16 protein-coding genes are annotated in these 21,421 nt (G+C 47.6%); all 16 read left to right on the top strand.

Annotated elements, in window-relative coordinates; translation table 11 throughout:
- The first annotated feature begins 29 nt into the window (after positions 1 to 29).
- The 16 genes from RDU76_02895 to RDU76_02820 all read left to right on the top strand — a co-directional run bounded on the left by RDU76_02895 (position 30) and on the right by RDU76_02820 (position 19,951).
- Positions 30 to 1,517, top strand: a complete 1,488-nt coding sequence (locus RDU76_02895; GenBank protein ID MDQ7797876.1) for a tetratricopeptide repeat protein — start codon at positions 30 to 32, stop codon at positions 1,515 to 1,517.
- Positions 1,518 to 1,520: 3 nt separating this feature from the next.
- Positions 1,521 to 1,874, top strand: coding sequence for a zinc ribbon domain-containing protein (locus tag RDU76_02890; GenBank protein MDQ7797875.1), 354 nt, complete (start codon positions 1,521 to 1,523; stop codon positions 1,872 to 1,874).
- A 212-nt stretch (positions 1,875 to 2,086) separates the two neighbouring features.
- The gene (pdxA, locus tag RDU76_02885; protein MDQ7797874.1) at positions 2,087 to 3,046 is read left to right on the top strand and encodes a 4-hydroxythreonine-4-phosphate dehydrogenase PdxA; all 960 of its coding nucleotides are present in this window, start codon (positions 2,087 to 2,089) and stop codon (positions 3,044 to 3,046) included.
- 336 nt (positions 3,047 to 3,382) lie between these two features.
- Positions 3,383 to 4,075 carry a cell division ATP-binding protein FtsE gene (gene ftsE / locus RDU76_02880; GenBank protein ID MDQ7797873.1) on the top strand — a complete coding sequence of 231 codons (693 nt, stop codon included), beginning with the start codon at positions 3,383 to 3,385 and terminating at the stop codon, positions 4,073 to 4,075.
- A gap of 273 nt (positions 4,076 to 4,348) precedes the next feature.
- Positions 4,349 to 4,879, top strand: coding sequence for a hypothetical protein (locus tag RDU76_02875; GenBank protein ID MDQ7797872.1), 531 nt, complete (start codon positions 4,349 to 4,351; stop codon positions 4,877 to 4,879).
- A gap of 545 nt (positions 4,880 to 5,424) precedes the next feature.
- The gene (locus RDU76_02870) at positions 5,425 to 6,327 is read left to right on the top strand and encodes a zincin-like metallopeptidase domain-containing protein (protein MDQ7797871.1); all 903 of its coding nucleotides are present in this window, start codon (positions 5,425 to 5,427) and stop codon (positions 6,325 to 6,327) included.
- Positions 6,314 to 6,457, top strand: coding sequence for a hypothetical protein (locus tag RDU76_02865; protein MDQ7797870.1), 144 nt, complete (start codon positions 6,314 to 6,316; stop codon positions 6,455 to 6,457). Before RDU76_02870 ends, RDU76_02865 begins: the two co-directional genes overlap by 14 nt.
- A gap of 64 nt (positions 6,458 to 6,521) precedes the next feature.
- Complete coding sequence (locus RDU76_02860; GenBank protein MDQ7797869.1) at positions 6,522 to 6,947, top strand: JAB domain-containing protein; 426 nt, start codon at positions 6,522 to 6,524, stop codon at positions 6,945 to 6,947.
- 135 nt (positions 6,948 to 7,082) lie between these two features.
- Positions 7,083 to 7,742 carry a hypothetical protein gene (locus RDU76_02855; GenBank protein MDQ7797868.1) on the top strand — a complete coding sequence of 220 codons (660 nt, stop codon included), beginning with the start codon at positions 7,083 to 7,085 and terminating at the stop codon, positions 7,740 to 7,742.
- Between the two features lie 202 nt (positions 7,743 to 7,944).
- Positions 7,945 to 10,038, top strand: coding sequence for an AAA family ATPase (locus RDU76_02850; GenBank protein MDQ7797867.1), 2,094 nt, complete (start codon positions 7,945 to 7,947; stop codon positions 10,036 to 10,038).
- 2 nt (positions 10,039 to 10,040) lie between these two features.
- On the top strand, positions 10,041 to 11,072 hold the full coding sequence (gene mcrC / locus RDU76_02845; protein ID MDQ7797866.1) for a 5-methylcytosine-specific restriction endonuclease system specificity protein McrC: 1,032 nt from the start codon (positions 10,041 to 10,043) through the stop codon (positions 11,070 to 11,072).
- 651 nt (positions 11,073 to 11,723) lie between these two features.
- On the top strand, positions 11,724 to 13,115 hold the full coding sequence (locus RDU76_02840; GenBank protein ID MDQ7797865.1) for an ATP-binding protein: 1,392 nt from the start codon (positions 11,724 to 11,726) through the stop codon (positions 13,113 to 13,115).
- A gap of 11 nt (positions 13,116 to 13,126) precedes the next feature.
- The gene (locus tag RDU76_02835) at positions 13,127 to 14,833 is read left to right on the top strand and encodes a site-specific DNA-methyltransferase (protein MDQ7797864.1); all 1,707 of its coding nucleotides are present in this window, start codon (positions 13,127 to 13,129) and stop codon (positions 14,831 to 14,833) included.
- Positions 14,830 to 17,403: a DEAD/DEAH box helicase family protein gene (locus RDU76_02830; protein MDQ7797863.1), complete on the top strand. Its 2,574-nt coding sequence runs from the start codon at positions 14,830 to 14,832 to the stop codon at positions 17,401 to 17,403. Before RDU76_02835 ends, RDU76_02830 begins: the two co-directional genes overlap by 4 nt.
- Positions 17,404 to 17,728: 325 nt before the next feature.
- Complete coding sequence (locus tag RDU76_02825; GenBank protein MDQ7797862.1) at positions 17,729 to 18,259, top strand: winged helix-turn-helix transcriptional regulator; 531 nt, start codon at positions 17,729 to 17,731, stop codon at positions 18,257 to 18,259.
- Between the two features lie 675 nt (positions 18,260 to 18,934).
- Positions 18,935 to 19,951 carry a hypothetical protein gene (locus tag RDU76_02820; protein ID MDQ7797861.1) on the top strand — a complete coding sequence of 339 codons (1,017 nt, stop codon included), beginning with the start codon at positions 18,935 to 18,937 and terminating at the stop codon, positions 19,949 to 19,951.
- The last annotated feature ends 1,470 nt before the right edge of the window (positions 19,952 to 21,421 follow it).

Genomic DNA, 21,421 nt, shown 5'->3' with positions numbered 1-21,421 from the left:
AACCGCAATAACCGATCAGCGAAAACCGGATGAGAAGCGGAACAGTAAACTGGATAAAAACCAACGGGGGGGGATCGGGGACCGCCGAAGAGATCTCCAACTTGATCCCCTTTGTCATCTGGCAACGTCAATGGGAGGTGTGCGACGTGGCCGGGGACCGGGCCCGCAGCCGGGAGATCGCCGGCAAAATTTCCGCCCTGGCCCGGAACCACCCCCGCTACGGCATCACCGACCGGCTCTACAATTCACAGGTCTGCATCTTCTCCGGGGAATACGCCAGGGCGCTGGAGCTTTCCGAAGAGGCCCTGCAGCTGTGCCGGCGGGACAGGGATGATACAAAGCTGGCCGAGATCTACGGGCAGCTGTCGCAGGCCTGCCAAAGCCTTTCCAACTACCCCAAAGCCCTGGAATTCAGGGAGCTGGCCTCCGGGATCTACCGGTCCCGGGGCGACCGGATCGGCTGGGGCAATTCCCTGGCCAATTCGGGGCTGATCCAATGGAAGATGGGCCTTTTCAATGAAGCGCTGACGCGCCTGGATCAGGCCCGGCTGATATTCGAGACCGAACGCGAGGACCGCTCCATGGCGGGGGTGCTGACCAATACCGCCAACGTGCTGCTGGCCACCGACGAAATGGAAAAAGCCCAGGAGAACTATCTGGCGGCCCTGGCCATCTGCCGCCGCATCGGCGACCTGGCCAAGCAGAGCACCCTGCACAATAACCTGGGGGCCATCATGTTCCGCCGGGCCGATTACTCCAAGGCCATGGAGCATTACAGCCAGGGAATCAAGCTGGACGAGATGCTGGGCAACCTGACCGGCCAGGCATCCAAGCTGAACAACATAGCGGTGATGCTGGGCTCGATGGGAAAGCACGACCAGGCCATGGTCTATTTCGAAAAGGCCCTGAGGATAGACACCGCCACCGGCAACCAGGACGGGCAGATGCGGAAGCTGGGCAACCTGGCCACGCTGTATGCCATCACCGACGACTACCGCCGGGCGGTGGAGTACATCGACCGGGCGCTGGAGATAGGCCTGAGAATAAACAGCCGCAGCTACTACGGGCACTTTTTGACCCAAAAGATAGGATACCTCCAGAACCTGAATGATTATCCGGGGGCCAAGGCCGTGGGCCAGGAGGCCCTGAAGGTCATCAATGACTCGGGCAACCACAGCCAGATGGTCACGCTCTACTCCTCGCTGGCCGACATCTATTACGATACCGGGGAAATGGACCAGGCCTTTGAACATTCCGACCGGGCCATAGAAATGATAGCTAAGCAGGAGCTTTTTGAGGTCTACAAGGAGAACAGCTATTTCACCCACTGCCTGATATTGGAGCGGATGGGCAAGCCTGAGGAATCCGGGAAATATCTGGAGCTGGCCTACAACGAAGTGCAGGCCAAGGCCCGGAACATCGATGATGAACAGGAGCGAAGGGGCTTTTTGACCAAGAACAAGATCATCTCCCAGATCGTGGAAAAGTGGGAAAGCTCCCGGCCAAAGGAAAAGTGAAGCATGCCGATATACGAATACACCTGCCGGGGCTGCCATAAAAAAATCAGCCTGCTGATACTGAATCCCTCCAGCTACGGCCGGCCCAAGTGCCCCCACTGCGGAAGTCCCGAGCTGGAGCGGCTGATGTCCCGTTTCCGGACCCCGCAGTCCGAAGAAAGGCGGATGGAGAAGCTGGCCGACCCCTCATCCTTCACCGGGCTGGACGAGAACGATCCGGGTTCGGTGGCCAGATGGGCCAAGAAGATGGGCCGGGAGCTGGGGGACGAGGCCGGAGAGGGTTTCGATCAGATGGTGGACCAGACCATGGAGGAGGAAACAAATAAAAGCAACGGCCCGGAAGAAACGTTTGAGTAGCCGGACAGGCGGCCGGGCAGCGGTTGAAAGATGGGGGAAAGGTTTGAGGAGTCTGACATTGTGCCGGGCAATGTTCGAATAGTTTGAGAGGTTATTCAGGCTGTCGGGCGATGTTTGAAAGGTGGGAAAGGTATATGAGATATAAGGGAAAATACTGGACTGAAATTGTCTCGGCGGGCTTTGTGAACTTTGTGGTAAATAGGTAGATGAAAATGAAACCCAGAATCGCCATAACCATGGGGGACCCGTCCGGGATCGGTCCGGAGGTGGCCCTGAAAGCGGCCCTGGACAGCCGGGTCAGACGGGCCTGCCAGCCGGTGCTGGTGGGCCCGAGGGACCTGTGGCGGGAATTTGCCGGGGTCTTCGGGCTGAAGCTCACAGATGTCCCGGTGCACGACATCTACTGCCCCAGGTTCAACATCGGGCCGGGCCGGGAGAGCGCCCAGACCGGTAGGATGGCGGCCGAATCCGTCATCGCCGCCGCGGTGATGGCCCTGGACAACGCCGTCTCCGGGATGGCCACCGCCCCCATCTCCAAGAAGGCCCTGGCCCTGGCGGGCTATAAACAGACCGCCCACACCGAACTGCTGGCCCAGCTGTGCGGCTCGGGCCCCTGCGCCATGATGTTCGCCGCCGGAAAGCTCAGGGTGACCCTGGCCACCATCCACCAGCCGCTGGCCAGGGTTCCCGGACTGATCACCAGACAGTTGATAATGGATAAATTGTCACTGACCGACGCCGCCCTGAAAAAAATGTGGGGCATCAAAAGGCCCCGGATCGCGGTGCTGGGGCTCAACCCCCATGCCGGGGAGCAGGGCCTGCTGGGCCGGGAGGAGACGACCGTCATCTCCCCGGCGGTGGCCCGGGCGGCGAAGGCGGGCATCAATGCCGCCGGGCCGGTGTCGGCCGAGGCCGGGTTCAGATGGTGCCAGGAGGGGAAGGCCGACGCCCTGCTGGCCATGTATCACGACCAGGGGCTGCTGCCCCTGAAGGTCCTGGGCGGGGCCACCAACATCACCCTGGGCCTGCCGTTCATCCGGACCTCGCCGGACCACGGGACGGCCGGGGATATCGCCTGGAAGAACCAGGCCGACCCGGAGCCGATGGTCAAAGCGGTGCTGCTGGCCGCCCGGCTGGCGGGAAAGCCGGGAAATGATCAAAGCCGGCAATAAGCATTAACTTTTCCGGGCCGACAGAAAAGTTACAAAAGAACCCTTGGGGTGCAGGGCTTGCGCGGATAAATACTGCCAACATAAATAATATCTGGCGATGTTTTCAGGCCGTCTTGGTGTCCGGCCTCCGCTTCCGCTCCCGGCCACGCCCTATAACGCTACTGCACCCCAAACCCCTGGATGCAGGCAGTCCCGGATCGACCGGGATGCCGGCATCCGGATGATAGGACGATATGAAAAGAGCATTGTCCGTTGCTGTGGGACCGATGGTCCGGGCGGTGCTGCCGGCGGCCCGGCTGGCGGGAAGAACAAAAAGATAAAATAAATAATGAGAGCATGATAGAATTATTGCACGTATCCAAGACCTTCCAGAACAGCTGGCAGGCGCTGGCCGAGATCAACTTCACCATCGACAAGGGGGAGTTCGTCTTCCTGATCGGGCCCTCGGGCTCCGGCAAGAGCACCATCCTGCGCCTGTTGATGATGGAGGAGTTTCCCGACCGGGGGGTGATCAAGGTGGCCGGGTTCGCCTCGGACTGCATCAAACGCCGGCAGATACCCCAGCTGAGGCGGAAGCTGGGGGTGATCTTCCAGGATTTCAAGCTGCTGCCGGAGCGGACGGTCTACGAGAACGTGGCCTTTGCCCTGGAAGTGACCGGGGCCTCCCACGGGATGGTCCACAAGAAATCCATGGCGGCCCTCAACCAGGTGGGGCTGTCGCACAAGCGGCACTCCCTGCCGCACCAGATGTCGGGCGGCGAGCAGCAGAAGGTGGCCATCGCCCGGGCCCTGGTCAACGACCCCTTCATCCTGCTGGCCGACGAGCCCACCGGGAACGTGGATCCCCAGGGGACCCTGGAGATCATCCAGATACTGAAGGACATCAACGCCAGCGGGACGGCGGTGCTGATGGCCACCCACGAGCAGGAGCTGGTGAAGAAGATGCCCTACCGGGTGCTGATGCTGGACAACGGCAGGATCGAGAGGGACCTGCCGGCCAGGATCACCCAGCGGAGGCGGGAGGAGTGAGATCGGATTACAGGGAAGGGATAATGGGAGATAGGCGGGGAACCGTTTGGGGTGGGCAATATTTGAGCAAAGCGATGTTTGAAATGATCGAGAAGCCTGTTATGCCGGCAGGACGGTGCTTGAAGCGGCGGGAGATTTTTACAGTATTTTAGGATTATAGGTGACCTCTGTGTGCTTGGTGGTGGATCGAAAAACGGACAGGGACGGACCCCACCCTACCCTCCCCTGAAGCATCAGGAGAGGGAAATAGATATTATTTAACCAGGAGGTAAAATGCGATATTTCATCATTGCCGCGGCATGTTTTTCGGCCGTCCTCTCAGCGGCCGGCTGCGGGCCGGCCCCCCGCGACCAGGAGTATCTCCGCGCCATGCGGCCGCTGGTGGTGCAGTATGCCGAGCTGGCCAACAACTTCAACAACTACCTGCCGGCCGATTTCGACAAGTTCTCGGCCAACATCGAGGCGCTGCGCAGGCAGGCCATCCTGGTGTACCCGCCCTCCTCGAAGAAGCTGCGGCAGTTCAACAACGACTTCATAGACCTGCTGAACAAGGCCAAGAAGGCGGGCTTTGTCTTCGGCACCGAGTTTTTGGACTGCGAGGAGCAGGCCAACGGGTCCAGGGAATACGACCGCAAGGTGGACCTGGCCGACAAGTGGCGGTGGGACGCCCGGGAGTCGTCGCAGGGTTTCGGCGAGGCCCACCAGAAGATGAAACCGTACCTGCAGAAGATCTTCGAGTACCCGGTAAGCGACATCGACCTCAAACCCACCATCAGCGCCTTTGCCAAGCAGATGACCCAGTAGCGTTGCCTGGCCGGGCAGGGGTCAGCGGGGGAAGGACGGGGGACCAATAGCACACAGATTAACACGGATCTTTTCCGAATAACTAACAACCAATAACTATCAACTAAATTGTCTTTGTGCTCTTTGTGCTCTTTGTGCTCTTTGTGGTTAAAGCCCCGGGGGAACCATAGCACACAGATCCACACGGACTATACGGATGCATACGGATCTTTTCTGAACAACCAACTGGGGACGGGGGACACCCCTCTGACTCTCCCCATAAACTTTGGGCGCCCTGTGGCGCGGAACCGGTGAATGAAAAGCCCCGATAGCTAATGCTATCGGGGCTTCTGCCAAACTCTACACTTTGGAGTGGTGCCCCGATACGCTTTCGCTATCGGGGCTTCTGCCGTGCTCTGGAGCAGATATGGTGGAGATGCATAGACTCGATTAAAACCTACTATTTGTCACGATTCTCGGAAACCGCAAAGGAATCATAACAACTATCACTAACAAAGTCAAGGCTCGCCTTCGGGTGGGCCTTTTTCTTTTTATAAGGAGAAAATATGATAACCCGAACAAAACCACATAAGCCTGATGTCGCCCAGATAGTGACCAATCAGATCCTGGATGCTTTGGATCGCGGCATCGTTCCCTGGCGCAAGCCCTGGAAAACTGAATTGCCCAAGAACCTGATATCCCGCAAGGTCTATAAGGGAATAAATTTGCTGCTGCTGTCGTTTTCGCCCTATTCCAGCCCATATTACCTGACCTTCAAACAGGTTGAGGAATTAGGCGGCCATATCGTTGCCGGGAGCAAGGGATTCCGCATCATCTATTGGAGGATTCTCGAGCATGTTTCCCCCCAGGGAGAGCTGACCACTATTCCGCTTTTAAAGTACTACGTGGTGTTCAACCTGGAACAGGTGGGCGGCATCCCGGAGGACAAACTGCCCAAGGTTGAGAAAGCCGCCGTCCCTCCTATCGGCCTTTGTGAAAGGATCGTTCAGAAGATGCCTAACCGGCCGGTTATTGAGACCGCCAGCTCTGCCTACTACAGCACGGCCAAGGACACCATCGGCATTCCATCCAAAAAACTGTTTGTCAACTCCGAAGAGTATTATTCCACCTTGTTTCATGAAATGGTGCATTCCACCAGCCATCCCAGCCGTCTTAATCGGGAGGTCAAGGCCCCCCGCTATTCCATGAAAGAGGACTACAGCCGGGAAGAGCTGGTGGCTGAATTGGGGAGCGCCTTTTTATGCGCCTATTCCAGGATATCGCCCAAAACCATTGACAACCAGGCCAGCTATATCGCCGGTTGGCTGGAAGCCCTGAATAACGACCGCTGGTTTATCCTGTCGGCATCGGCTGCAGCCAGCAAGGCCGCAAATTACATTATCGGGGTAAAAGACAACCATATCGCCGAAGCTTCAACTTGGGAAGGAGATTATCATGCCAACTATTGATACCCGCATTGCCGAGTGCCCCTTGTGCGGGCATGAAGCCCTTTTCCTTGAGGATTATGAGAATAAGGAGATCGTGGTCCTTTGTCCGGACCGGTATTGCCCCAACTGCCAGGACCGCCTGGATACCTAACCCCACCTATTAAACCAAGCCGCCCATTTAAACATGGGCGGCTTTTTTATTTGAGGAGAGCGATATGTCCAAATATAAGAGATATCCCTTGGAGATCATCCGGGTATCGGAAACTATCCACTCCATTCCTATGAGCAACCCCAAAACGGTGTTTGAGTACATGAAAGACGAAGCGCTGGCTGATAGGGAGCTGTTTTTTGTATTGCATTTAAACACTAAAAATCGTATTATTAAGAAGGAACTTACAGCCATGGGAGCCGTGGATCACTGTGCAATATCCCCTGGAATTGTACTTAGGGGAGCAGTGGCCAGCGGTGCGGCCGGTATTATTACGGTACATAATCATCCCAGCGGGGATCCCACCCCTTCCATCGAGGATAGGCAACTTTGGAGGACCATGGGAGAGGTTTGCCGATTATTAGGAATTAGGTTGTTGGATAATTTGGTTATTGGTGCAGATGGATTTTACAGCGAGGAACAGCACAAGTAGGCTTTGATGTTGTTTGTTTCATGTGTAGGGGGATATTGTCTTGGGTTCTACGTGGGGTAAAATCCATCTTTAATATTTATATCGATCTAACATTGTCGAATAGTTTCTTATACAAATATTAAAAGATTGTCAGCAATGGAATACATTTTAATTTTAATTGTTTTAGTAGTCGTTGTTCTCGTAAATGTTAAGAAGGACAAAGGCAATGCCGTTGACAAAAGTTCATATAATAATCCCGGAAGATGTTCTGTTTGTGGAACTGAATATTATTCTGTCTGCCCCAATGGGTGCATGAATAAGGATAAGAATGTTATACCAGTTAGTAGTAAAAGAAATGAAATAGTTGCGCCAGTTAATAATAATTTAAAGTACTGCCCTTTGTGCGGCCTAAAACAGACCAGGGGAAATACCACAAAATGCCGTAAATGCGGGTATGCATTTGGTAAAGCACCTAAACAGAAATCTCAAATGCCGTTATTGGCGGATGCCTCAGCTTCCCAAAGAATAAACGGCATAGTGAACAAGACGCCTCAAAAGGCAGATTCGTTTGACTTTATTGAAAAGTGTTTGTGTAAAACGTGTGAGAGAACTTTTATTACTGGTCCAATTAATTATTACCTAAAAGCAGAGATACCTTGTCCAGATTGTGGTGGTGAGGATTTTATAAATGAAAGTTATTTGAGAATGAAGTGTCCGGGATGTAAAAAGATAATTGAATTTCATGAAGATACATACAACGCGTTGTATGATACACACGTTTGCCCTTCGTGCCGTACAAGCTTTACAATGCATTAAATCATTCCTTGATAATATGGTGTCCCCAGCCCTGCCGTCTGCCTCTGCCGTTTTGCAGGGTTTTAGTCCACCTGTTAAATATGTTTTACATTAATATGGCACTTAATATCTGCAACCGACAAATCATTCTTGAAATTGTCAGGCGTAGGGAATATACTTAATTTAAACACTTATTAATATTTATTAAATAGAAGGTATTATTATGCCTCAACCGTCATCATATAGCTGGGTTCCTTTTTATGAGGAACTTGCAACGAAGCTTTTACAATATGAAAATAAACAGAAACAACTAGCAGATATATTAATTAATAGTGGCGTTGTCGGCGGCTTTCTGGATAAGGATGAAAATCGAAGGGATATTAAGTTTGAGGCTCTGGATCCTTTTACCTTTTTTTCACAGATAAATAAATATGGGATTGATAAAAGGTTTACGATAGTTCAAAATCTGAAGATAAAATTATCTTTGCAAAGCCCTGCGCCTGTGGATTTTGATGGTGTTCCTTCGTCGAATCCCAGGGGAAGCTGGTTTATAAGATATTCATACGAGCGGGATAGTAATGATGTTCCTCTTTTATGGTCATTATTTAAAGAATGCTTGGAAAACAAGGTAAAGCAGAAAACTTTTGTTGATACTTTAAATTTACCTTGGGTTGGTGTCGCGAAGCTCACTCAAGCAATGTTTTGGGTCAGGCCTTCGTATTTTTTGCCTATAGACCGGCAAACTCGCCCCTTATTGTCCGGCTTGGGTATTGCTGCTGACTTCGATGATTGGAATGGTTATAATCACATATTAGATGAAGTTAGGGGTAAGAATGACGGGAAACCATTTTATCAGATATCTCATGAGGCATGGAAATCCAACCAAGATGCTGTACATGTGGAAGCTGGATATAAAGATGCTTCTTCTCCTGATGTGAATACATGGCTCATTGCCGCAGGTGAGGGTGGGATGGCTTGGGATGATTTTTATGCTAACGGCATTATTGCTATCGGCTGGGATCGGCTTGGTGATCTCCGAGGCTATCATGACCAGGAGGCAATAGCCAGCAAGTTGCGCCAGCTTGATGATGAGCCAAATTCATCTAAAAAGAATAATGCACTGGGTTGTTATTCTTTCGCGAACCTGATGAAAATCGGGGATGAGGTGTTTGCCAAGGTGGGTCGGAGAGAGATAGTTGGCTATGGAACCGTGACGTCTGACTATATATTTGATGATTCCAGGAACCGGTACAAACAAGTCAGGAAGGTAACCTGGCACAAGAAAGGCAGTTGGCTGGTTGAAAGTGATCAGATGTTTGCGATGAAGGCTGTCACCAACCTCACCAAATATGTAAAGTATGTGGCAATGCTACGGAAGTTAGTTAATGGTGAATCGGGTCCTGCTGCAATTGAGATTCCGGTACAGGAGGTGCGGGAGTCTGCCCCTGAATATACTAGGGCAGATGCCTTGAATAGCCTTTTTATGTCGGATGACAGTTTTGATGAAATCCTGCGCATCCTGTTTGCGAAAAAGAACATCATTCTGCAGGGACCTCCAGGCGTGGGAAAAACTTATGTCGCCAAGCGCATAGCTTATTCCCTTATTGGCAGCAAGGATGAGGACAAGGTGGAGATGATCCAATTCCATCAGTCATATTCCTATGAGGATTTTATGCAGGGGTACCGGCCAAATGACAGTGGGAAATTTGCACTTAAGGATGGGATTTTCTACAAATTCTGTAAGCGGGCGCAGATGGATCCGACCGGGAAGTATGTTTTCATCATTGATGAGATAAATAGGGGCAATCTCAGCAAGATTTTCGGTGAGTTAATGATGTTGATAGAACCCGATAAAAGAGGTGCCGACTACTCCCTCCTTCTGACCTATTCAGAAGATGATGAAGACAGATTTTTTATACCTGAGAATGTTTACTTTATAGGAACGATGAATACTGCTGACAGGTCATTGGCTTTTGTCGATTATGCCCTTCGCAGACGTTTCCGCTTTGCAGACTTGCACCCTGAGTTCAGCTCCACTAAATATAGGAAATACCTTTTGGATTCTGGGGTTTCTGCAGAATTAGTTAAGAGTATCGTGGACAGGATGAATTCGTTCAACGAGAGAATTGCCACCGACAAGAACCTTGGACCGGGCTTTAGGATCGGGCACAGTTATTTTTGTCCCCCGCCGGGTATGACACCAGATGCTGGATGGTATTCCTCCGTTGTGAAGATGGAACTTGCTCCTTTAATCAGGGAATATTGGTCTGATGACGTCGAGAAGGCACTGAAAGAGATACGGTCTTTAGAGCCCTGACAATGGACATTCCCATAGAAAATATTTATTATCTTCTCTGCTACGCTTTTAACAAGCTTGAAGAGGGCAACCTGGTAGACTTGGATGCTAAGGATGAATGGAAGCTTCAGGACTTGTTTGCTAGTGTGCTGGTCAGTGGTGTTCGCTATTTGCTGCGCCGGGGAATTGATCGAGGGTATATTCCCGAGGAAAGCGAGGGCAGGGTCCTCAAGGGCCGCCTGCAAATAAGTGAATGCATTAAGAAAGGATCTCTGGAAAACGGAAAAGTTTTCTGCACCTATGATACCTTCAACGAGAATGTGCTGCACAACCGCATATTGAAAACTACCATATGTAGGCTTATCCGAATAAGTTCACTAAATGAGGATTTGAGGGCTTCTTTAAAGTCGCTGATGAGACCTTTAGCGGGGATCTCGGAGATGCCTGTTGATAAGTCGATTTTCCATAAGGTTCAGTTGAACAGCAATAACAGCTTCTATAAGTTCCTTATGAATATATGTGAGATCATACATGACAATATAATAGTCAATGAAGAGGATGGCCGGGTTAGGTTCAGGGATTTTACCAGGGATGAGATGCAGATGGCGTCATTATTCGAGGAATTTGTGAGGAATTTCTACAAGCTTGAGCAGAACCGATATTATGTCTCAAGAGAATACATCGAATGGGACATTGCAGCTATCGATGATACTTCTTACCATGGATTGCCCAGGATGCAAACCGACATATCTCTGGAAAACGGACAAAAGAAAATCATTATTGATACGAAGTTTTATAAGGATATATTCCAAAGGCATTATGATAGTGAAAACCTCAGGCAAGCGCATCTAAGTCAGCTATTCACTTATGTAAAGCAAATTGAAAGAAAAGGCGGGGTAAACGAAAACTGTGAAGGTTATTTGCTCTATCCCTCAGTGGATAGGCCATATAAGAAGGAATTTATAACGCAAGGGCATAAATTGAAGGTATTAACCATAAATTTAAATCAGGGTTGGAAAAATGTTCATAACGATTTAATTGCTATCCTTGATTGATTATAATGTGTCCCCAGCCCTGCCGTCTGCCTCGTCACAGCAGATAGGCTTTTTGTCGGCATCCTTGCCAGCCCGCCCCCTGCCGAGCCCTTCCCTCTGGACACCCATCCCTGGCAACCCCCACCATCTTCGGAACTCCCAAAGTGAAGGGCTGCTCTGGCGCAATTAAGATAAAGCGCCTAAGGGGGCGGATGCTGTCGTGTCCGTCCCAACACGACCCTTTCAGGGGCAGTCCTTCGGACTTCGGGCTGGGGGTTTATCCTAAGGTATAGTATTTTGCTTGCATTTTTTCATCTTTATGATGTATTCTTAATGTAAGTATGACTTGGTGTATTTTATAATTAGTATTAACAGATAGGAGAGTTTGGGGGAGCGAGATCTCCGGAGCAGCGTTTTTCGGCGGCTATCTATTCTAAATCGGTCTATATGATCGAAGAAGGAGGAATGCCAATGAAGGTAAAAAACAATACGGAAGCTCCCCAGGTGTATGTAAACTGGAGGCATCTATCCCTGGTGATTGTCCACTTCGTAGTTTTTATTATCACGGTTTTAAGCCAAGATTTAATAACACAGGTGGCCGCCAGGGCGCTGCCCCAAACTCTTTAAAATCTCTACTTATTAATGATTAATGTTAATATTCATGGTTCTTTTATGTCAAAAGATGATGAGCAAATAAATAGCCTTATTGGAAGACCACAAGAAAGTCTTTCGATTGAATTAAAGCGTTGGATAGACCCTGATCAGCCTGACGGTATATGCAAAATGGTGAGGGCAGCACTTGCTTTAAGGAATAATAACGGAGGGTATTTAGTTATTGGATTTGACAATGAGACTTTACTCCCTGATCAAAACAATATTCCTGCCGATGTTAGAAGTATTTTTAATAAAGACAAAATACAAGGCTTGATTTCAAAGTATTCTTCGGAATTATTTGAGATAGATATCGAATATCCGGAGCGAGAAAAACAGCTATATCCTGTGATAATAATTCCCTCTGGGGTGAAACAGCCCGTAGCTTGCAAGTCGGATTTGATTCACGAGGGGAATAAATTGTTAGCGGTTGATGCAGTATATGTTAGAACCTTGGAATCAAACAATACGCCAAGCACTTCAATTGTAAAATGGAAAGATTGGCCGAAAGTAATTGATATTTGTTTCGACAATAGGGAAGCTGACATAGGGCGCTTCATTAGGAGGCATTTATCTGCTTTGGCTTTGCCGGAAGTACAAAGTGTTTTAACTGCTTTGTTTACCGGTACGAACCAAAAAAAAACAATTGAACAAATAATGTCTGACTTTATTGGTTATTGCGATTCAAGATATGAAGTAGTGCGTAGAGAAAAAGCTGTTGAATTACCTGATTTTGGTACATGGGAAGTAGCTTTAATTATATTGGGTGAGGTGCCACAATATCACTCTAATAAAGAATTTCTGAATCTTATAGCTTCCGCTAACCCAAATTATACAGGTTGGCCTATATGGTTGGATACGCGTAGTTTTCATGAAAGTGAAAGACCGTATGTTAATAGCAACACCTGGGAAACATATGCTGCCAGCAGGATGAGCATTTTAAGTCATGTTGATTTTATGATATATGATCCATTAGGGCGTTTTTATCTTAGGCGTGCACTTCAGGATGACTTGAGAGAAGGAAGGAATGCACCAGAACCGTTTAAAGAATTAGATTTTGGTTTAGCGATATTGAGAACGGCAGAGGCTATGGCAGTAGGTATGGCTTTTGCTAAAGCAATGCGCTGTGAAATTGATAAAACTACATTATATTTCTCTTTTAAATGGACTAGGTTGCAAGGTAGGGAACTAAGTTCATGGGCAAATTATGACAGGTATATGAACTCAGGTAAAATATCATATCAGGACTTATTTGAGCAACGTGTGCAAATACCTCTTGAAACACCTTTATCCGCAATTGGTGATTATGTAAGTAAAGTGGTGAATCCCTTGTTTAACATTTTCGATGGGTTTTCTTTGAGTAATCAGATAATTGATGAAATGATAGAAAAACACTTTTCACGTAAACGATAGTTATAATTATTATGCCTACACTATCTTGGATCGGTAAAAAAGCTGTGGAAAATCACCACCGAGAGGTTCCCTTTCACCTTTTAAAAGAATTGCCGGAATTGTCAGTTGGCGATCCCGGTTCTGGGAATTTATTGGTGGAAGGCGACAACCTTCTTGCTTTAAAGGCCCTATTGCCTTATTATGCCGGCCAGGTAAAGTGTATATTTATAGACCCGCCTTATAACACCGGCGAGGAAAAGTGGAAATATAATGATAATGTCAATAGTCCCGAAATAAAAGATTGGTTGGGTGATGTTGTGGGTGGTGAAGCAGAGGATCTCACACGTCATGATAAATGGTTATGTATGATGTATCCTCGACTAACATTACTAAGACTTCTTTTGAAAGAAGATGGCGTCATATTTATTTGTATTGATGACAATGAATTATCTAATCTGATTTTGTTAGCTGATAGTATATTTAAAGAGCAGAATAGATTGGCTGTTTTGGTTTGGGAAAAGGGGAAAAAGGGTGACTCAACATTTTTTTCTAAAACACATGAATATATCCTTGTTTATGCAAAATCAAAAAGTACACTGGTTAGCCTTAAAACAAAGTGGAAAAGGCATAAACAAGGGGTTGATAAGGTACTTGCATATTATAGCAGTTTGAAAGAAATACATGGCAATCACCACGATATTATTCATATTGAAATGATGAAGTGGTATAAATCATTAAAAAAGGGTGACCCAGCTAAGGCACATAAACATTATAAATGGTCTGATGAGAGGAATTTGTATTTTGCGGCAGACTTATCTGGTCCAGATGATGGGAGAAAAAACAGACCACGCTACGATATTCCCCATCCATTAACAGGTAAGTCTTGTAAAAAACCGTCAACGGGTTGGAGGTGGGAGGAACCAACTACGAAAGAAGAATGGGCGGAAATGTTATCATATGTTCATTTTGGTCCCGATGAGACTACTATACCTTGTCGAAAGACATATTTATATGAAGTTAACCAAGAACCATTTCCTTCTGTTTTTTATAAAGATGGGCGTGCAGCAACACTTCTTTTAGAAAATATTATTGGTAAAAATAAGTTTGAGTATCCGAAGGATCCTGAGATAATTGCAGAATTAATTAATATGACAACCAAATCAAAAGATATCGTATTTGATTCTTTTGCTGGCTCGGGGAGTACTGGTCATGCAGTGTTAAAGCTCAATAATGAAATACCTGATAGTGAGCGCAAATTTGTATTGATTGAACTTGATAATGAAATTGCTAGAAATGTAACAAGGAAGAGATTAGGTAATATAATAAATAGGGAAGCAACAATAACACAGCGTGGTATGGGTTTCCGTTATTCTATCCTGGGTGATTCACTTTTTGATGAAAAGGGGGACATTCGCAATACTGTGCGTTTTGCAGATCTTGCCCGGCATGTCTATTTTACAGAAACTGGGGAACCCATACATAAGCAAGCTAAACTAAACAACCCTCTTATTGGCGTATGCAGAGATGTGGGTGTTTATTTACTGTATAATGGGATATTGAAAGACAAAACACCTGATGGTGGAAATGTATTAACTACCGCTGTGCTATCTCATTTGCCAAAGCACAAAGGCCCAAAGGTTATTTATGGCACAGCCTGCAGATTGGGAGCAAATAGACTCAGGCAAGAGAAAATCACTTTTAAACAGCTGCCTTATAAGATAAGGGTGGATGCACTATGATTTTAAAGGAATATCAGCAGCAAGCCATTGATTGGTACGAGCTGTTCCTGCGCCGTTGTCGTGATCTACCAAGCCATAGCCAAGCCTACGAAGAAACCACCAGGGAATGGTATGGTACACCACTTTTGTACCGTAATTTGAAAAAACTGCCCGGTGTGCCCTATGTCTGTTTGCGGATCCCCACCGGCGGTGGTAAAACCTTAGTTGCCGGGATGACCATTCCGCGGGTTAATCAAAGTTATTTGTTTGTCCAGCATAGCATAACCTTGTGGCTTGTGCCGTCCGAGCCGATATTGACCCAAACCCTGAAAGCTTTAAAAGACCCAAACAATCTCCTTCATCAGGCTGTCTTTTCTGCGCTCGATTCGGTAGAGGTAATGGATATTGACGAAGCAATGCGGATAACCCCAGCCGTTGCCAATTCCAGCAATGTCATAATTGTTTCCACCATGCAGTCTTTTAAACAGGACGATAAAGACCGTTTGACTGCCTATAAGCAGAATACAGACATGGTTTCACATTTTGATGGTATTACCGATGCACAAGTGCGGGGTAATACCTCTTTTGTTGATATGTTAAGGCTTCGCCACCCCTTCGTTATTGTTGACGAAGCCCATAACCAGGGCACCACCCTTGCTTTTGAAACATTGTCCCGTTTTGAACCTTGTGCTATCCTGGAATTGACAGCCACCCCCGACCGTTCTCACCAGCCCAGCAACGTTCTATACAGTGTGTCCGCGGCATCACTGCAGGCTGCCGAGATGATTAAATTGCCCCTAGAGTTGATCCGGAGGCCTAATTGGCAGGATGCTTTACGGGATGCTATAGCCCGGCTTAACCACCTGCAGGAAAAAGCCAACGAGGAAAAGAAGCTTACTGGTGAGTATATTCGGCCGGTTATGTTGTTGCAAGCAGAGCGACATGATGCCGGCCGGGAAACCCTGGTGCCGGAAAAGGTAAAAAAGGCCTTGATGGAAGATTTCGGCATACTGGAGGAAGAAATAGCTATAGCTACCGGAGCCGAAGATACGCTTGGTAAAGAAGATGTTCTTAGTGAGACCTGCCGTTTGCGGTATATAATTACGGTTGACAAGCTAAAAGAGGGCTGGGATTGCCCGTTTGCTTATATATTGTGCACCTTCCGCAATACTAACTCATCTACAGCCGCCGAGCAGGTTTTGGGCCGTATATTGAGGATGCCAAGGGCCTATAAAAAGCAGTGCCCAGAGCTAAATGAAGCCTATGCATTCGTAACCTCATCGGATTTTCAGGCTACGGTGGAAAGCTTGCGGGATGGTTTGGTTAGAAATGGCTTTGAGAAGCAGGAAACCAAGGATCTTATCCATGCTCCGGAAGAATCAGAGGCTTTAGAGCTATTCAGCCCCACCTCGATTACTTTTGCCACGCCCGAAGTTCTTGATCCTGAAACAATCCCTTCAAATTGGGAAGATAAGTTTGAAATTATACCGGAATCCGGTTCCATTACCATAAAAGGGAATTGGAGCGCTAAACAAGCGGAAGAAGCGGTCAGTGTATTTAAAACCGCTGAAGGCAAGAACGCATTTCGTAAAGCCTTTGAAAAGCTGAAAACCCCTATCTCTAATAAGCCAAAATTTCCCTCTGAAATGGATGTAAAATTCAAGGTACCATTACTGTCCTATCGAAATGGCGATCTGTGGGAAGCATTTGAGGAAACCCATTTGCTCCAGGGCGAATGGCGGTTATTGGATTATCCCGGTGAGTTATCGGAAAGCGAATTTAGCAAAGATGAAAGCGCCGTCCAGGGAGGCCGATTCAATATCAGCACCAAGGGGAAGGTTAACTTTGAATATTTCGATAAACTAACAACCGAGTTAGCGTTTGTAGAACACCAGGAGGTGTGGGATCAGGGCATATTAACAAGGTGGTTGGAACGGAATATTCCGGAAGACACCATTTCACCGGATGAAAAGGCTGCCTTTCTGAACAAAGCTATCACCAATCTTGTCGAGCAAAGAGGCTTTACTCTTGAACAATTAACTTATCTGAAATTCCAGTTGCGGTCCAGGCTTGACGAAAAGATTAAATCGGCTAAATTGAAGGCTATGAAATCAGTCCATCAGGGACTTATGGGCTTGCCTGATAATTTCATTGCTGATGACCATTGTTTTATGTTGTTTGAACAGGGCAAGTATGCCTATAATACTCCATATAACGGGTTTACCGAGTTGCCTAAGCACTTCTTCCCTGTTATCGGGGATCTAAAGGCCGATGGCGAAGAGTTTGAGTGTGCTGTATTCCTGGCCACTCAGTTAGAAGGTGTTAAATACTGGGTCCGGAACATATCCCATAAGTCTACTTCATTCTCCTTGCAGACTAGTACGGACCGTTTTTACCCTGATTTTGTGTGCCTATTGGAGGACGGCCGGGTGCTGGTTGTCGAATATAAAAATGAGCGGGATTGGGATTTACCGGACAGCAAAGAGAAACGTCAGATTGGAGAACTTTGGGAGCACCGAAGCAATGGCAAGGGATTGTTCATAATGCCGAGGGGTAAAGATTGGGCAGCTATTCGCGCAAAGGTTGATTAAAGTTCTTATTGCAAATTCCTAAAATTTGGGATTTTTTATTGAGCCTATAGATATTATCTCTTTGAAATGGAAATATTTTCGTGCCTCCGGGGTCCTTATATGGAAAAGAGTAAATCCTGTTTTCACCCCCTTTCACCTGGTCGTTCTGTGCTGTTCGTACCCTTTTGCTCTACCTCCATTATTTTAAAACGATCGCCACTGAAGCAGTGTATGCCCTTGCACAATAACGCATTATATTGATTTGTTGGGCTGTATATTGTTTTACAAGGGGCTAAAAAAGTACCTAAATACTCCATTTTGAGTGGATTTGGACGAAAGTGCTCTTATGAAGAATGATCAATATAAAAAGTTCAAAGATTTAAAAGACCAGTACGATGCCAAGCGCAGGGCGATAATTAAGGATGCCAACCCTCAATCCAAAGCATCACAGAAGCTTTCACGGGATTTCCGTATCTTTGAACGATGGATAAGGAAACAGCCCGGCTATATGCCTTCTTACAATGCTAACAGCAATGACAACCACATCCGGATCCCCAAGGCCGTATTGGAAACAAAGAAATTGAATGCCGCTGATAAGCTGGTCTATGGTTATTTCTATAAGCTGGGTACTCATATGCCCTTTGTTACTGTTACATGCACAACCATATCTAAAAGATTGGGAATATCTCTGAGAACCGTGCATCGATGCTTGGAAAATCTCGAAAAAGGGGAATATATTACAATAATCAGATACAGTAAGGGAGAGCAGCTTTTTCAGGGTCGTGAAAATGTCTATATATGCGAACCCCCTATGCCGGATAATGCTGAAGAGGCCATGGATGCCATTATGAAATTGCACGAGGATCAAAGTGAATAGCTGTTTTTACCTTGTACAAACATTGATAATGCCATTATGGCACACAAATTATTATATAAGCCTATAATATATAGTATGTCATTTTGACACCTTTTGGGGTTAGTTTTTCAAGGGTATTCCTTTGGGGGGGCTGTCCACTGGTGCTTTCTTTTTGCTGGCTCTTTGGCTTTCTTGGTCTTTTAAGTTTTTTTAGGGTTTTCCGTTCCCCTGTGCCTGTAGGCATGGGGGTTTTGTTTTTTGTGTAAACTATACGCTTTTCTCTTTTGAATTTTCTTTTCTCCCTTTCATCTTTCTCTTTCTTTTAGTCTCTTGAGTAACCGTTTAGCCTTTCCCCCTTGGATGTTGAAATCCGGAATAGAAGATAACCACTATTAAATAAAAATAAGAAAGGAGGTGATATCAGCCAGTAGACAACTTTGAAGATAAACCCGTAGTGGTTTTAAAAGAGAGCCTTGTCTCTGATCCCCAGGTTGAGGAATACCGCAGTCTGTACAAGAAAGTTTATGGTATAGACCTCGATATATCCGAGGCTAGTGATCAGGTGGCGAGGCTCTTATCGATTTACCGCATTATTTGCAGTAAAAGCCCGGGCGGTTGCCCGTAAACAACGAGGCTACCTTAGTATCAATATTAAGGTAGCCTTATCTTATTTATTTTAGTAGGAGGTATACTTCTATGATAGACAAGTTAAGATTGCAGATCAGCAGTCATGCTGTCAAGTCTGCAGGCCACAAGCTTTCCCTGGCTAACCGTTTTGAACAGGACGGTCAGCCTACTGCCCAGGGTATCGCCCTTAAATTCGACAACGGTACGGAGATAACATATGGGTCCCTGCGGTATGATTATCCCGGCCTCAGGCTGGAATCGGTCCGGGGTCATTTGTACCTGACCGTAAATCCCAGGCGTTTCGCTAATGGAGGCGGAGCCAATGTTGGTTCTCTTTCCAAGGAGGAGTTTATCGCCATCATGGAAAGAGTTCAGCACCATTTGGAAACCGAGGCCGGATTCACCTTTGACCTAAACGGGGCAAAGATAGTCCGCCTTGACGTCTTTACAGATGTCGCTACCAGAAACCCATTCATGCACTACAAACCGGCCTTGGAGGACCTTACCCTGTCCCGGTTATCCAAAGTGGTTTATGAGACAGGTGTCCAGTATTCCAATTCTCAGTTCGCAATGGTTATCTATGACAAACTTGCGGAATTACGTTCTAAACAGTACGGCACCTTTGGACTGGGTGATAATCTAATGCGCTGGGAGTTACGGTATCTTACCAGCCTGTCGGTTAGTAAGCGGCTGGGGTTTGATACCTATGCCCTTCTGATAGAGCACTGGCAGGATGTAAAGGATATCTTTACCCGGCAGATCCAGGATTCATTGAATGCACATCATTACACGGAAAATACTGTGGGTGTGGCAAACATCCTGGATGACCTGAAAGCTATAACTGCTGTCAGCGGAGAAAAGGATTCCTTCAACGAGCTGATCAAGTTCTATGGAATCCATAAACTGGTATCCCTGGCCGGAAACCTGAAATCTCTGGAACAGGTTCTCATAGACCACGGCTTCGATGCCAAGGCCAGGTGGCGATACCGCAAATTCATCAACCTCCGGTTATCTGCCATGGTACAGAATCAGGACATCACCTATAATGAGATACGTGAGGAACTGATACAGTACTTCCCGGAGTAACGGAAACGGGGGCGGTCTCATAAAGAGGCTGCCCCCTAAACTTTTTTATACAAGGAGGTATCATGAAACAGCGACCCAAGTATTTTCTCTACGCGAGGAAATCAACCGAGGACCGAGATCGTCAGGTGGCTAGCATCGATTCGCAGGTCAGGGAGATGAAAGCCATCGCAGAGAGAGAGAACCTCGAGATAGTCGGGGTCATCACGGAATCTCGGTCAGCCAAGGACACGGGCCGGCCGGAGTTCAACCGCATGGTAAAAGAGATCCAGTCGGGCAAGGCATCGGGGATCCTGTGTTTCTCTTTGGACCGTCTGGCTAGGAACAATTGGGATGGCGGCCAGATCAACTACCTGTTGGAGAAGGGTGTGATCCTACATATCCGGACCAGAGAGAAAAGTCATTATCCGGGAGACAATGTCCTTTACATGATGTTTGAATTCGGTGTGGCTACCGAGTACATCAAGAGCCTGCGCGATCACATCAATCGTGGGCTTAGAGCCAAGTGCGAAAAGGGCATCATGCCCGGCAGGCCTGCCATCGGATATCTTAATGCCCGCGCCGAACAGAGGGAAAAACGGATCATCATAAAAGATCCGGTAAGGTTTCCCCTGTTATGCAAGTACTGGAAATGGTTAATAGAAAAGAGATATCCTCTAAGCGAGATCCATCGGATAGCCACAAATGTGGACGGCCTTCGCACCGTCACCGGAAAGAAGCTGGCCAAGAGTTCCTTCTACCGGATCTTCTCAAATCCGTTCTACTGCGGATACTTTAAGTTCGGCAACCGGCCGATGATGCGGGGCATCCATCCACCCATGGTAACGGAGGAGGACTTTTATCGTGTGCAGGATTACATTCACTCTCCGAATAATCCCAGGGCTCATAGCCGGGTATTCCTTTATCGGGGTATTTTCAAATGCGCTCGTTGCGGGTCATGCATTACTGCCTTCGAGAAGGTCAAGAAGCAGAAGAACGGTAATGTCCATCGGTGGGTGTATTACATGTGCACCAAGTCAAATGACCCCAAGTGCCCCCAGGGTCTGATAAAGGAAGAAGAGATCGCTACCCAGGTCCTTGCCCTGCTGGAACGGATACAGGTCAGGCCGGAGGTCCATGCCTGGGCGGTATCGAAACTACAGAAGATGAAGGATACCGAAGTGGCATATCATCAGGCCGAGGTCGAGTCCAGGAAGAAAACCCTGGCCCTATGTGCAGACAAGAAGGCGAAACTGCTGGACCTGATGCTGGCGGGTAGTGTCAGCGAGGAAGCGTTCAATCAGAAGAACGATGATCTGTCCAAGGAGCATGAGAAGCTCAAGATGATCCTGGAAGGGTCTGAGCACCGGCTAAAGAGCTGGATCGATGAGGCCATTGGCGTCTTTGATACAGCCAGCGAGATCGTAAGGCGCTTCCAAAATGGCAGCCAGGAGGATATCCGGGTGCTATTACGGTCTATCGGATTGAACCTGT

Source organism: Candidatus Edwardsbacteria bacterium, assembly GCA_031082425.1.
Lineage (GTDB): Bacteria > Edwardsbacteria > AC1 > AC1 > EtOH8 > UBA2226.
This window is presented reverse-complemented; position numbering and strand designations above follow the sequence as displayed.